The 14,390-nt window shown below is 39.8% G+C and carries 10 protein-coding genes; 4 read left to right on the top strand and 6 right to left on the bottom strand.

Going from position 1 to position 14,390, the window contains the following annotated elements; translation table 11 throughout:
- The 3 genes from H7U17_RS00665 to cysS form a co-directional block, all read right to left on the bottom strand.
- Complete coding sequence (locus H7U17_RS00665) at positions 1 to 1,017, bottom strand: LacI family DNA-binding transcriptional regulator (RefSeq protein ID WP_186753745.1); 1,017 nt, start codon at positions 1,015 to 1,017, stop codon at positions 1 to 3.
- Positions 1,018 to 1,095: 78 nt separating this feature from the next.
- Positions 1,096 to 2,085: a M28 family peptidase gene (locus tag H7U17_RS00660; RefSeq protein ID WP_186753743.1), complete on the bottom strand. Its 990-nt coding sequence runs from the start codon at positions 2,083 to 2,085 to the stop codon at positions 1,096 to 1,098.
- The gene (cysS, locus tag H7U17_RS00655; protein WP_186753741.1) at positions 2,075 to 3,568 is read right to left on the bottom strand and encodes a cysteine--tRNA ligase; all 1,494 of its coding nucleotides are present in this window, start codon (positions 3,566 to 3,568) and stop codon (positions 2,075 to 2,077) included. Before cysS ends, H7U17_RS00660 begins: the two co-directional genes overlap by 11 nt.
- Before the next feature lie 377 nt (positions 3,569 to 3,945).
- On the opposite strand from cysS, the gene H7U17_RS00650 reads away from it, so the two are divergent.
- From H7U17_RS00650 to infB, 3 genes are all read left to right on the top strand, one after another.
- Complete coding sequence (locus H7U17_RS00650; RefSeq protein ID WP_186753739.1) at positions 3,946 to 4,416, top strand: ribosome maturation factor RimP; 471 nt, start codon at positions 3,946 to 3,948, stop codon at positions 4,414 to 4,416.
- Positions 4,417 to 4,421: 5 nt separating this feature from the next.
- Positions 4,422 to 5,669 carry a transcription termination factor NusA gene (nusA, locus tag H7U17_RS00645; protein WP_186753737.1) on the top strand — a complete coding sequence of 416 codons (1,248 nt, stop codon included), beginning with the start codon at positions 4,422 to 4,424 and terminating at the stop codon, positions 5,667 to 5,669.
- Positions 5,670 to 5,748: 79 nt separating this feature from the next.
- Positions 5,749 to 8,763 (top strand): translation initiation factor IF-2, encoded by a 3,015-nt coding sequence (gene infB, locus H7U17_RS00640; protein WP_186753735.1) that lies wholly within the window; start codon positions 5,749 to 5,751, stop codon positions 8,761 to 8,763.
- 303 nt (positions 8,764 to 9,066) lie between these two features.
- Here infB and H7U17_RS00635 read toward each other — a convergent pair whose 3' ends face one another.
- From H7U17_RS00635 to H7U17_RS00625, 3 genes are read right to left on the bottom strand one after another with little or no spacing between them, the layout of a single operon-like run.
- Complete coding sequence (locus H7U17_RS00635) at positions 9,067 to 9,600, bottom strand: macro domain-containing protein (RefSeq protein ID WP_186753733.1); 534 nt, start codon at positions 9,598 to 9,600, stop codon at positions 9,067 to 9,069.
- Positions 9,601 to 9,658: 58 nt separating this feature from the next.
- A complete protein-coding gene (locus H7U17_RS00630; protein WP_317172661.1) occupies positions 9,659 to 10,819 on the bottom strand; it encodes a THUMP-like domain-containing protein in 1,161 nt (386 codons plus the stop codon).
- Positions 10,820 to 10,863: 44 nt separating this feature from the next.
- A complete protein-coding gene (locus H7U17_RS00625; RefSeq protein ID WP_186753729.1) occupies positions 10,864 to 11,853 on the bottom strand; it encodes an aspartate-semialdehyde dehydrogenase in 990 nt (329 codons plus the stop codon).
- A gap of 739 nt (positions 11,854 to 12,592) precedes the next feature.
- On the opposite strand from H7U17_RS00625, the gene H7U17_RS00620 reads away from it, so the two are divergent.
- A complete protein-coding gene (locus tag H7U17_RS00620) occupies positions 12,593 to 14,353 on the top strand; it encodes a lamin tail domain-containing protein (protein WP_186753723.1) in 1,761 nt (586 codons plus the stop codon).
- Positions 14,354 to 14,390 lie beyond the last annotated feature (37 nt).

Raw genomic sequence — 14,390 nt, 5'->3', positions numbered from 1 at the left:
TTACTTTTTGGATGAATTCCTAATGACCAATTCTGTATCCAAAACTAGATTTTGTGGTTCAAATGATTCTGGATCCAAAAGTTGGTCCAATAAGTTATTTGCCGCTAATCTTCCCATTTCATAGGCAGGCTGATCAACTGTACTTAGCGAAGGTTCTAGGGCGTCAGAAACTGGCATATTGGTAAAGCCCACCAATGCGATATCTTCAGGAATTTTCATCCCTTTGGATTTTAAAAACTTCATTACATCTATCGCTACTGGATCATTGATGGCAAAAATTGCATCTGGTTTTTCCTCCAAACCCAATAATTGATTGGTTAGCCTTTTATTGGACTCCTCTGTCAGGTCACTGTAAACAATCAAATTCCCATCTATATTGACACCACTCTCATTTAAGGCCTGCTCATATCCTGCTATCCGCTTTTTACAAATGTACATCCCTTCAGGGCCAGAAATAAAGGCAATGCGCTTACAGCCCTGCTCCAATAAATGTTTAGTAACTTTATAAGCTCCTAGTGTATCATCCACGGTAACCGTTGACACAGGAAACCCTTCTGTAATCCTATCAAAAAGTACAAAGGGAATCTCCCTCTCGATTAGATTTTGAAGATGCTCATAGCTTTCAGTTTCTCTGGAAAGTGATATCAATAAGCCGTCCACTCTAGTAGAAATCAAAGTCCTAATATCAGACTTTTCCTGCTCGAAGTTTTCATTGGACTGGCATATCATCACATTATAGCCCCTTCTATAAGCAGTATCCTGAATACCACTGATATTGGAGGCAAAAAAATGGGAAGCTAATTGTGGCACAACAATCCCCAGGGTTTTTGTCCGATTTACCCTAAGGCTTTGGGCTACCACATTAGGCGTATAGTTTAGTTCCTCGGCCATAGCCATGACCTTCTGCCTAGTCTCCAGTTTTATTTCAGGTGAATTGCGAAGTGCCCGAGAAACCGTAGAAACACTGATTTTAAGCTTAATAGCTATATCCCTTATGGTAACTTGTCCCTTTTTCATGATTTAATTTCTTAGTCAAAAAATGAATATACATTTTTTGTTAGACAAGACCTATGCTTTTGTTCCCAGTGAAACTATCTACTCTTGATAAAGCGTAAATAATACCGTTTCGCCCACTGCCTTTAAAGTCCGCTTGTCAATCACATCCATATTGTCAGAATGCTTATGATGATACCTACCAAAACCAAAATCAGGTGAATAATCAATGATATCAATCATCGGAATCCTGGCCACCTCATTTACTGGAATATGATCATCGGTGATCGCATGGGAGCCCCGCATCTGGAAAAAATCACTGTGACCTATTTGATGGGCATTTGACCAGACCTTATCCAAGATTCCTTTTGCATATTGTAAAGAAACACCTTCTTTATAAAAACGAGCTCCTTTGGCTCCCACCATATCCAACAATATTCCATAATACGCAGAATAGCCTCTCTCATGAGGATTTTTTGCCCAATACTGAGATCCAAGGCACCACCATTTTGCATCATCCGTGCCACCCTTGCTGGACTCTGGTTTACCATCATCCTCCCCGTCAAAAAAGATAAAATCTATTCCTACTTCAGGCTTAAGGCTATCGGTAGAAATTACTCGTGCAATCTCTAATAAGACCCCTACTCCACTGCCTCCATCATTGGCACCATCAATAGGTTCATTAATTCGCTCGGTATCCTTATCCGCCACCCGTCGAGTATCCCAGTGGGCTGCCAATAAAATCCTTTTTTTGGCTTCAGGTCTGTAGGAAGCAATTATATTATTCAGTTCTAATTTTTTGCCGTCATAAGCCTCTGCTATGAATTCCTGGGCACTCACTTCCAAGCCAAAAGATGCCATCTTCTGTTGCAACCATGCCCCAGCCTTTTTATGCTCCTCTGTATTGGGCACCCTAGGCCCAAAATCCACTTGCTTTTTAATATATTGAAAGGCTGAATCTGCATTAAATTTTGGTACAGCCTTAGCCGCTACACTCTCTGCTGGAGATTCATTGACTTTCTCTACTTTTCCATCTCCACAGGACTGAAGGATCAATATCAATAATAAGCCCCAAATCCAATTATTCTTCATATGCCCAATCTACTTTATCTTTCATATCCTTGACTACTACACCAATTGACTTTAAAGAGGATCTGATCTCATCCACCTTATCGTAATTTTTGGCCAATTTGGCTTCCTGATAAACTTTCAAGAGTATCTCTAAAAGCGCTTGTTGTTTATCTGTTTTTTCTTCCACCAAACCTAAAATGTCAACCACAAAAACTGTGAAAGTTTTGATCAGCTCATTGAAAACCTCCTCCCCTAAACTGGCTGCTTTTAATTGCCCAGTATAAAGGCTATTTATTTTTTTCAATAGGTTAAATAAATGACCAATTGCTTGGGCAGTATTAAAATCATCATTCATTGCCCTATAGGCACTTTCAATGCTTTTCTTTACTTGGTCAATCTGCTTTTCATTCAAAGGTATACCCTCATCAGCTTGATACGCCAAATTACCAGCTATCCTCAAGCCATTGATGATTTTCTTATAACCTTTTTGGGCAGCTTGTAGAGCATCATTTGAGAAATCCAATGTCGACCTATAATGTGCAGTCAGGATAAAATATCTAATTGTCATCGGACTATATGCCTGTTCCAACAGCTCATGCTTACCCGAGAAAAGTTCCTGAAGGGTAATGAAATTCCCTAACGACTTACCCATTTTCTGACCATTGATGGTGATCATATTATTATGCATCCAATACCTTGCCGGATCTGATCCATGACCTGCATTTCCCTGGGCAATCTCACATTCATGATGTGGGAACATCAAGTCCATTCCACCACCATGAATATCAAATTGATTGCCTAGATATTTTGAGCTCATGGCCGTACACTCCAGGTGCCAACCAGGAAAGCCCATTCCCCAAGGAGACTCCCATTTCATCAAATGCTCTGGAGATGCATTTTTCCAAAGTGCAAAATCTATGGGGTTTCGTTTTTCATCTTGCCCATCCAACTCCCTGCTTCCGCTCATCAACTCTTCCACCACTCTTCCAGAAAGTTTACCATACGGCTTTTCAGAATTGTATTTTATTACATCAAAATAAACGCTACCATTGACTTCATAAGCCAAACCAGCATCCAAAATATCCTGAACCAATTTAATCTGCTCAGGAATATGTCCTGTTGCCCTCGGTTCAATATTCGGTTTGTTGGTATTCAACAGATCCATATCCCTGTGGTAAGTATCTGTGTAATGCTGTGCCACTTCCATAGGTTCCAACTGCTCCAATTTTGCTTTTTTGGCAATTTTATCTTCTCCATCATCCGCATCACCTTGCAAATGCCCTACGTCAGTAATGTTTCGAACATAGCGAACCTTATAACCTAAATGATTCAAGTACCGGTATACGGTATCGAAAGTCACTGCCGGTCTAGAATGGCCAAGGTGAGCATCCCCATACACCGTAGGACCACACACATACATCCCAACAAATGGCGGTTTTATAGGTTCAAAAAGTTCTTTTTTTCGGGAAAGTGTATTATATATCTTAAGTTCTTTTGAAATCATAAAACAAATTTAATTAAACCGTTAGAAATCTCTACAGTTGCCATGGGCACAAAACTATCTTTTAAAATCCAATTTCCCCTCTTTCAAGCGGGAATAAAACAATATTGACAACAAAAAACTCTTTTTTTTCTTCAGGCCACCTAAAAAACAAACCAATAAAGCACTCATGGAAACCTTCTAAAAAGCACAACTTTTATTCAACGCTACCGGTTTCAGCCTAAGGCTAGATTGGCTAAAGCCCATAATAAACAGCCAAATAAAATTTTCCTTAGAAAATCTTCCTTTTTTTCTGAAAAAAAATTTATTACATTTGTATCGTATTTAGTCGTTAATAGAGGGGACACACAGTCCCCTCTTTCATTATAGGTGTTTGAAGTATGAGTATAAAGCAGACCATCGAGGAAATTGTAACCAAACATTTACCCGATGAATCTCACTTTGTGGTGGATGTGTCCATAAGTGAAAGCGGCCCTAAAAACAAGGTGAGTATTTTAATTGATGCTGATCAGGGCTTAAACATAGACACATGTGCCGTACTCAGCAGAGCTGTAGGAGAAGAATTAGAGGCCAAAGAACTTTTGGAAAGCGCTTATGTACTGGAGGTATCCTCTCCAGGTCTTGACTACCCACTTTCAGGAAAAAGGCAATACCAAAAAAATATTGGCAGAAAATTGCAAGTAACCTTGGAAGGGGGCAGCAAATTGGAAGGCAAGCTTTTGGCAATAGATGCTTCATCAATCACACTATTGGTGAAACAAAAGGAAAAAGGCAAAAAAGCTACTGAAGTCGAAGAGAATATCGCTTTGGAGCAAATCAAGAAATCAATTGTATTAGTCTCTTTTAAATAAAAAAAATGGATGCTAAAGTTCTTATAGAATCGTTTGCAGAATTTGCAAGATCAAAAAATGTGGATCGTCCTACCATGATCCGCATCTTAGAGGATGTATTTAGAGCAATGATTCGTAAAAAGTACGAAACAGATGAGAATTTTGATGTGATCATCAATGCAGACAAAGGTGACTTGGAGATCTGGAGAATTCGTGAAATTGTTGATGACAACTCTGAAGACATTTGGGATCACGACAAAATCAGTTTTACCGAAGCGCGTAAAATTGAACCTGATTTTGAAATCGGAGAAGAGACTTACGAAAGAATTGAGTTAGAAGACTTTGGCAGAAGAGCGGTCATGATGGCCAGACAGACTTTGATCCAAAAGATCAAAGACTTGGAGAAAGACTTACTCTTCCAACAATATGAGGAACTAGTTGGTGAAATCATCACCGCAGAAGTATATCAGATTCTAGGCAGGGAAATGCTTTTGATGGACAGCGAGGGCAACGAACTGATCCTTCCAAAAGGAGAACAAATCCCTAAAGATCGCTTCCGTAAAGGAGACGCTGTTAGATCCATTGTCCACAAAGTGGAGATGGTAAATGGCAACCCTAGAATCATACTTTCAAGAACCTCCCCAATTTTCTTGGAGAGATTATTTGAAAATGAGGTTCCAGAAGTATACGATGGTTTGATCACCATCAAAAAGATAGTAAGAGAGCCAGGTGAAAGAGCAAAAGTAGCCGTGGAATCTTATGATGACCGCATTGATCCAGTAGGAGCTTGCGTAGGTATGAAAGGTAGCAGGATCCATGCAGTAGTGCGTGAACTACAAAATGAAAATATTGATGTAATCAATTACACCGATAACTTGGAGCTTTATGTATCCCGTGCCCTTAGCCCGGCCAAAGTGAGCTCCATCCAAGCAAATGAAGAAGAAAAGCGACTTTCTGTATTTTTAAAGCCTGATCAAGTATCTTTGGCAATTGGTAAAGGAGGATATAATATTCGTCTTGCCAGCCGATTGGTAGGCTATGAAATTGACGTCTTCCGCGAACTTTCTGATTATGAAGAAGAAGAAGATGTCGATCTAACTGAATTTTCTGACGAAATTGAAGGTTGGATTATAGAGGAGTTGAAAAAAACAGGTCTAGATACTGCCAAGAGTGTATTGGCATTGACTAAAGAAGACCTTACCAGAAGAACTGAACTCGAGGAAGAAACCATCGAGGAGATCTTCAGAATTTTAAAACAGGAATTTGAACAGTAAATTTAATGGAGCTGAACAGGAATTTTCAGCCCAAATACATTTACATCAGTAAAAGAAAATTAGCAACAGGTTTTAGCGTATGTCAGAAGAAAAAATGATGCGATTGGGCCAGGTAGCCAGAAAGCTCAATGTGGGAATATCCACAATTGTTGAGTCTATGGCTAAGAAAGGCTTTGATGTAGAGAGCAACCCTAACTCCAAGATCAGTCAGGATCAATTCAATATGCTGGCTAAGGAGTTTAAGTCCTCTGCACAGGAAAAGGAGGAAGCGTCCCACCTTTCCATAGGTAAACGTCATAATGAGAACTTTACCATCAAAGCTGAATCAGAAACTGTCCCTGAGGAAGTAAAGAAAGAGGAAACGCCCCAAGCAACCCCTACTCCTCCTAAGGAAGAGAAAAAGGAGCCTGAGGCCAAACCAGAAATCAAAAAAGAAGAAGACAAGGTATCTCCAGAAGCTCCTAAGCTTCAGGGCATAAAAGTATTGGGCAAAATTGACCTTGGTGCCCAAGGTCAATCCAAGAAAAACAAGCCTAAAAAGGAAGATAAACCAACGGCCAAAAAAGAGGAACCTAAAAAGGTGGAAAACAAGCCTCAAGAAAAGCCAAAAGAGGAAAAGCCAGCAGCAAAAGCTCCTGAAACTCCTAAGAAACAAGAAGAACAAAAAGTTCAAAAACCACAAGAAACCACTAAGGCTGAGAAGCCTCAGGAGAAAGAAGACGCAAAACCAAAAACTACTTCTGAACCTGGGAAGGAACAGAAATCTGACAAACCTACAGCATCAAAGCCGCAAGCTGAGAAGCCCGCAGCTCCTACTTCTGAAAAACCAGCAGAGCAAACCAAGAAGCCTGAAGAGGCTCAACCTGAAAAGGGCAAAGGTGATTCTGTAATTTCTGCTAAAGCTGACGCTCTTAAAGGACTTACTGTTCTTGGAAAAATTGAACTTCCAAAAGATAAGCCGAAGAAGAAAGCAAAACCTGTGGCATCCTCAGACGAAAGAGGAAAAGACAAAAAGAAAAGACCGCGTAAGCGTATCGATAAGCCAGGAACCGGTGGTCCAGGTGCTCATGGTGGAAACCGCCCAGGTGGTGGCCAAGGAGGTAATAGAAATCAACAAGGAGGAAACCGTAACCAAGGAAACCGAAAAAGACCTGGAGGTAATCAACAAAAAGGAAACAGATTCCAGAAAGTTGAGCCAACACAGAAAGAAATCCAAGATCAAATCAAGCAAACGCTTGCCCGTCTTCAAGGTGGTGGAAAATCAGGAGGTAGCAAAAGCAAGAGCCGTAGGGACAAACGTTCTGAGAGGACAAAAGACCACAACGTAGAAGGACAGGAAGAAAGCAAAGTATTAAGAGTAACTGAGTTCATCTCTGCAAATGACTTAGCTTCTTTACTAGATGTATCTGTAAATGAGATCATCTCTGTATGTATGTCCTTGGGTATGTTTGTTTCCATTAACCAACGACTGGATGCGGAAGCCATTACCATCATTGCTGATGAATTTGGATATGAGGTAGAATTTACCAAAACTGACGAGGAAGAGGATGAAGTAGAAGAAGTGGACAACCCTGAAGACTTGATGCCTAGAGCTCCAATCGTCACCATCATGGGACACGTTGACCACGGTAAGACTTCCTTGCTGGATTATATTAGAAGTGCAAAAGTGACCAGTGGTGAAGCAGGTGGTATCACCCAGCACATTGGTGCTTACGATGTAAAGACAGACAACGGCGAAAAAATCGCCTTCTTAGATACTCCAGGTCACGAAGCCTTTACTGCGATGAGGGCACGTGGTGCTAAAATCACTGACGTTGCAATTATTGTAATTGCTGCTGACGACAGCATCATGCCTCAGACCAAGGAAGCCATCAACCACGCACAGGTAGCTGGTGTTCCAATGATCTTCGCGATCAACAAAGTGGATAAGCCTAATGCCAATCCACATAAAATAAAAGAGGAACTGGCCAATATGAATTTGCTAGTAGAAGAATGGGGCGGTAAATACCAGTCTCAGGAAATCTCTGCAAAAACAGGTCAGGGCGTTGATGAACTGCTAGAAAAAGTATTGCTTGAGGCTGAAATCCTAGAATTGACAGCCAATCCAGACAGAAATGCTACTGGTACAGTGGTGGAAGCTTCCCTTGATAAAGGAAGAGGTTATGTTTCTACAGTAATGATCCAATCAGGTACATTGAGAATTGGAGACATAATGCTTGCCGGCCAGCATTATGGCAGGGTAAAAGCCATGTTTGACCACACTGGTAAAAAAGTAAAAGAAGCAGAGCCTTCTACTCCTGTACAGGTTCTTGGTCTTAGTGGCGCACCACAAGCTGGTGACATCCTTAAAGTTTACGATACAGAACGTGAAGCCAGGGAAATTGCCAACTCTCGTGAGCAAATCAACAGAGAGCAAAGTATGCGTACCAAGAAACACATTACCTTGGATGAAATTGGTAGACGCTTGGCCATAGGTAGCTTTAAAGAACTTAACATCATCATCAAGGGTGATGTGGATGGTTCTGTAGAAGCCCTTTCTGATTCCTTGCTGAAACTTTCTAAAGATGAGGTAAGCGTTAATATCATCCATAAGGGTGTAGGTCAAATTTCTGAATCTGATGTTCTTTTGGCATCAGCTTCTGACGCCATCATACTAGGGTTCCAGGTTAGACCTTCCTCAAGTGCGAAGCGATTGGCAGAGCAAGAGGAAATTGAAATCAGGCATTACTCCATTATCTACGATGCCATCAACCAAATCAAGGACGCAATTGAAGGTATGCTTGAGCCAGAATTTGAAGAGGTCATCACTGGTAATATCCAAGTGAGAGAAGTCTTCAAAATCTCTAAAGTGGGTACTGTAGCAGGATGTTATGTAACTGATGGATTTGTAACGAGAAAGAACAAGATCAGAATCATCAGGGACGGAATTGTAATCCATGATGGAGAAATCGATCAGTTGAAACGTTTCAAAGACGATGTATCTGAAGTGAAAGCAGGTTATGAATGTGGTATTTCCATCAAAGGATATAACGACATCAAACTGGAGGACACGATCGAAGGATACGAAATGCGAGAAGTTAAGAGAAAGAAATAATTCAACTAAATACACACGCTTAAAGTCGAAAGGACAGTTTTTTAACTGTCCTTTTTCTTTTACCTTATACATCAAAAGCCATATGCTGATTGCCTTAGCTTTATTAATAAAGACGCTGACCTATGCTTCTCTGTTAAGTATTATAGTTGGATTTATACGTCCTGTATTTGTCCTTTGGTTTATGGATAGGTGCAATAGAATGTTAGTTTTAAAAATATATGGGACCCTAGCGGTATTCCTATTCATTATTTACAAGACAATAATCTACTTCTGCTTATAGCCTGACTTAAACAAAGCAAAAATTCACGAATTAAATCTCGATAACACCTCTTCATGAACTTTATAATCTTCCTCTCCGAACAAAATAAAGTAAATTTTTCTCACAGACTTTAAACTTTCCAACTTCTCGAAAATTGCCTGATAAGCTACTTCAGCAGCTTCTTTTATCGGATAGCCGAAAATCCCTGTAGAAATTGCAGGAAAAGCTATCGACCTCATTTGATACTTATCCGCCAAAATAAGGGCATTTTTATAGCAATTTGCCAAATACACTTCTTCGGGTTTATCACGGCCATACACAGGGCCTAAACAGTGGATAACATATTGATTGGGTAATTGATAAGCATTCGTGATAACTGCTTCTCCTGGAGATATAGGGCCAAGCCTCACTGCTTCTTTTTCTAACTCTGGTCCAGCGGCTCTGTGAATAGCCCCTGCCACCCCGCCTCCTATTCGTAACTGTGCGTTTGCTGCATTGACAATTACGGCTATATCCGGCTGCTTGGTAATATCACCCTTCCGGTTAATCAGTTCGATATTTCCATATTTTCTTGACATATCCACTTTGATTGAGCCAAGATCAATTTACGATAATTCAGCCTGCTTGTCAATCTCCTTACTCAATGACTCTCTTACAATAGAAGGCTTTGGGCAAGCCATCAGAAGTGGTGCAGGCCAATAAAAACTCCTCTCCACCATCTTTCAATTTAAATTTCTTTTTGATGGCCTCAGCCTTAAGTGGATGATTTCTGGACAATACATTTACTTTTCCCGATGGGAACAATTGCTTGATTTTCTTTTTGTCTAACTTAAATACTTCAATCACTTCGAATACCCTACCCTGAATTTTTTCAGGCAATTTATCGGTGGTATACAAATGTGTATTGGAATGGAGCTTTTTTAGTCCAAATTGATGGGCAAAGGACTTAAATCCCCCTGCTTTCAAAATGGCTGCAGATGGCATGATTAAATATTTCTCTACAGGACCAAAGGCAACAGGAGTAACCTCTTCTTCAGTATAGGTAAATTCAAAGGCCAGCTTTTCTGATGAGGATAAATTCCATGCCTTGATAAGCGGCTCCTGCTTCTTTTCATCCTTTCTCCATATCAATAAAACTTCCTTCACCTCATTTTTCACCGCCACTATATGCACCTCATGAACAATTGGCAATTCCTTTAATGCTTCCTTTATATCCAACATAGGAGAGGCTTTCACCATGATACAGGCAGCCTTATGGCTCAGCATATCCCAATGGCCCACTATATCAGGTTCACAATCGGCCAGCTTATATAATTTTTGGTTGTGCCCTCCCCTCCTGGCAGGATCTACATAAATCCAATCAAAAAACTGAGCTGTATTTTTAAGAAATGCCATGGAATCTTCGGAGAGCACCTGAAATTTATCTGAGCTATTGCTCAACGTCGAAAAATTAAACTTCGCTATTTCTGCCAATTTTTCCTGCCTCTCCAAGTATAAAACCTTTTCAAACTTCTTGCCCAAAAAATAAGTATCCACTCCAAATCCCCCCGTCAAATCAACCAAACTTTTACCTTGAACAAATTGAGCTTTGAAATTCGCTGTTTGTTCAGAAGAGCACTGTTCCAAGGAAATGGAAGCAGGAAAAATAATATGGGGATTAGCTACCCAAGAAGGCAGCTTATTTTGCGCTTTTTTTCTTGCGGATATTTGCTGCACAGCCTCTTTTATATCAAGGCTTTTATTTTGGTGGTGCTTTAAAAGCAATTGTGCAGGATCTTCATTAAGATGATCCTGCACAAATTTGAATAATTTATCAGTGTATATATTGGTCACTTCCAAGTTTACACCAAACTATGTTCTACCAAATACTTTGCTATTTGAACAGCATTGGTCGCAGCACCTTTCCTTAGGTTATCTGCTACAATCCACATGTTCAAAGTATTTGGATGAGATTCATCTCTTCTCAATCTACCCACAAAAACCTCATCACGCTTGTGCGCATTCATTGGCATTGGGTACACATTATTAGCCACATCATCCTCTACAATTACTCCAGGAGTTGCTGACAATAGCTCTTTCACCTCTTCCAGATCAAAATCTTCCTTGAATTCAACATTTACAGATTCAGAGTGACCTCCCATTACCGGAATTCTAACGGTAGTGGCCGTAACTTGAATATCTTGATCATCGAAAATCTTTTTAGTTTCATTGATCATTTTCATTTCCTCTTTAGTGTATCCATTTTCTTGGAACACATCAATATGAGGCAACACATTCAAGTCGATCTTATGAGGATAAGCTTTTTCTCCCTCTTTTCCATCACGCTCATCCATCAGCTGATTTACAGCTTTGATTCCAGAACCGGTTACTGACTGATAAGTAGAAACTACTACCCTCTTGATGCCATATCGCTCACGTAAAGGCGCCAAAGCGAGTACCATCTGAATGGTAGAACAATTTGGGTTAGCAATAATCCTGTCATCAATCTTCAATGACTTAGCGTTAATTTCAGGAACAACCAGTTTCTTGGTAGGGTCCATTCTCCAAGCAGAAGAATTGTCCACCACGATAGTCCCTGCTTCAGCAAATTTAGGAGCCCATTCTTTTGAAGTATCACCTCCAGCTGAAAATATAGCCACATCAGGCTTTTCTTCCACTGCCTGTGCAAGACCTATCACTGTGTACTCCTTATCCTTGAAGGTTATCTTCTTTCCCGCAGACCTTTCACTGGCCACCAAGAGCAATTCATCAAAAGGGAAGTTGTGCTCACCTAGCACTTCAAGAATTTCTGAGCCTACCAAGCCGGTAGCTCCTACAACAGCTAATTTCATTGTTGAAAACTTTCTATTAATTAATTTTTATATTATTTTTCTAAACCTAAATCAAGTATGTTACCTGATTTCCATTGTCTCTAAAATACTTTTATGGCTACTGATGGAATTCAAACAGCATATATTTTTAATTGACTGTAATACTTAGGACGACTATAATTCTTTTCGGCCTACTACAGTTTCGTAAATATTTTTGACCATGAAGCACTTTTTGAAAACATGGGGTAAGTCAACTTGGATACTTTTTATCCTATTCTTGATTATTTACCCCTTCATAGACGTATCGAGGCGACAATTAGTTGCACATCCCAACACTTCAATTTTTCGAGGCGCAAGTTACGGAAAATCATTCACTAACAACATAGAAAATCCCAAAATATACCTCAAACACCAAACAAATCTTCTAAGTTTTGCTTCTCCACATCAAAAGCAGCTCATAACAAGCCAATATATTAAAAATTATAATATTATCCCTGACAGAAATAAAGCCAATATTAAGGCAATCAAAAGCCCCCATGCAATAAATGAAACCAATTCGAAACTTGCTACAGTAAAAAATAACGATAGTATTCCTCCCAAAATACTTCATATTAGTCAAAAATCATCAAACGAATTGATCATTCATTTTTCCAAGCCAATGGACTCAACGTTTTCAATAATCCCAGATTACTATCGATTAAATGGAAAACGGCCAAAAGAATTAAGTTGGGGTAAAAAAGCCCATCAAATAAGGCTAAAAATGACCTCCACGATAAAACCTCATACTGAAAATCTGCTAGAAGTCAATAAGCTGATTGACCAATGGGGAAATAAGATCAAAACCAGCCAATACTACTTCATACTAAGCTCAAAAACCCAAAATAATTTTAAAGACATCATTATCAACGAAGTCATGGCAGCCCCAAAAAGGGACAACCCACTGCCCTATGCAGAGTATATCGAGCTTTTCAATCCCTCAGATAGGCCGTTTGAACTTGGTGGATTTATCTTAGCCAATAAAAGCAGGGAAGCCATTTTACCGAGCTACAGTATTGCTCCAAATGAGTATTTAGTATTGGTTCACGAAGATGATGAAGCATTATTTGATCAGGTAGACAATATCCTTGGATTATCCTCCTGGCCAAGATTTGTAAATGGAGAAGACAAGGTATTACTAATGGACGCAGAAGGAAAACCATTGGACAGCCTCTCCTATTCCTCTTCAAGTTACGGGAGCTCTTCAAAAGCTAATGAAGGCTACAGTTTAGAAGTGGTAAATCCATTCTACACCTGTGATCAAACAGCTTTATTAAGAGCATCCGAAAGCCCACTTTTAGGAACCCCAGGAAAGGTAAACTCTGTCTTCGACCCTACACCCGATCAAACCAAACCCAAACTTCTCAAGGCATTAGTCAACGGCCCCAATTCTATTCTATTGGAGTTCGATGAAGGACTCTCACCAAATTTAGAAAATGCGATTTGGCAATTTACCCCAACCATGGAAATTAAAAACGTGGACTTTTCTCCAAATAGCCATAATAGAATCGTGATCAGCTTTGAGGAAAGTTTGAAAGAAAAGATTGCCTATCAAATTACCGTGGGTGGCATAAGAGACTGTTCGGAAAACCTGATTGATGAAACCAACAATCAAGCTAGCTTTCAAATTCCTTCAATCGCAGAAAAAGGAGACATAATACTCAACGAGGTACTCTTTAACCCTAGGTCAGGAACACCTAAATTTGTTGAGATACATAACCACTCCAGCAAATTTATTGATCTTTCTGGCTGGAAACTGGCAAATTTTCATAATGAAACTGTAAGCAACAGAAAAAGCTTTATTAAAGAAACAGATATCATCGCCCCATTTGACTACAGAGTTATCACCCAAGATATAGGAACACTTTTTCAAGAATACCCTAAAGGGAAAAAAGAAAATTGGATTGAGATTAGTACATTACCCAGCTACCCAATTGCTGAAGGATCTGTAATCCTACTCAATCCCGACGAAAGTCTAATAGAGCGATTTGACTACTCCGATAAGTTTCACCATGAAATGATACAAAACACCAAGGGAGTATCTTTGGAGCGTTTTTCCCCTGAACATGAGACCAACAAGCCTGAAAATTGGCACTCTGCTTCTGCCAGCCATGGTTATGCCACTCCAGGCTACAAAAACTCACAAAGCTATGAACATAACCAATTCGGCATTGGCTTGGATGTAAAACCTAAGATTTTCTTACCTGAGGCCACCGGCGAACAACCCTTTACTACCATTTCCTATCAATTGGAAGAACCAGGCTTTGTAGGGACCATCAGGATTTATGGAACCAATGGCCTTTTGATCAAAAGTTTGTGTGAAAATGAAGTATGGGGAATTTCAGGTTTTTACACTTGGAATGGCACCAACCAAGCTGGAAACAAAGTTAGACCTGGCTATTATATCGTCTTGGCAGAAATGCTAAACCTGAATGGCAGCTTAATGCAAATAAAAAAAACAGTAGTCGTAGGAAGTAAATTCTAATCTGCCTTATGAATCAGAAGTTATGATTAAAGCTGAT

The organism is Echinicola salinicaeni, assembly GCF_014280965.1.
GTDB lineage: Bacteria > Bacteroidota > Bacteroidia > Cytophagales > Cyclobacteriaceae > Echinicola > Echinicola salinicaeni.
This window is presented reverse-complemented; position numbering and strand designations above follow the sequence as displayed.

What these genes read in the sequence shown, in the direction of transcription:
- H7U17_RS00665 (WP_186753745.1), bottom strand. Translation starts at nt 1,017, where the DNA reads ATGAAAAAGGGACAAGTTACCATAAGGGATATAGCTATTAAGCTTAAA.
- H7U17_RS00660 (WP_186753743.1), bottom strand. Translation starts at nt 2,085, where the DNA reads ATGAAGAATAATTGGATTTGGGGCTTATTATTGATATTGATCCTTCAG.
- cysS (WP_186753741.1), bottom strand. Translation starts at nt 3,568, where the DNA reads ATGATTTCAAAAGAACTTAAGATATATAATACACTTTCCCGAAAAAAA.
- H7U17_RS00650 (WP_186753739.1), top strand. Translation starts at nt 3,946, where the DNA reads ATGAGTATAAAGCAGACCATCGAGGAAATTGTAACCAAACATTTACCC.
- nusA (WP_186753737.1), top strand. Translation starts at nt 4,422, where the DNA reads ATGGATGCTAAAGTTCTTATAGAATCGTTTGCAGAATTTGCAAGATCA.
- infB (WP_186753735.1), top strand. Translation starts at nt 5,749, where the DNA reads ATGTCAGAAGAAAAAATGATGCGATTGGGCCAGGTAGCCAGAAAGCTC.
- H7U17_RS00635 (WP_186753733.1), bottom strand. Translation starts at nt 9,600, where the DNA reads ATGTCAAGAAAATATGGAAATATCGAACTGATTAACCGGAAGGGTGAT.
- H7U17_RS00625 (WP_186753729.1), bottom strand. Translation starts at nt 11,853, where the DNA reads ATGAAATTAGCTGTTGTAGGAGCTACCGGCTTGGTAGGCTCAGAAATT.
- H7U17_RS00620 (WP_186753723.1), top strand. Translation starts at nt 12,593, where the DNA reads ATGACCTCCACGATAAAACCTCATACTGAAAATCTGCTAGAAGTCAAT.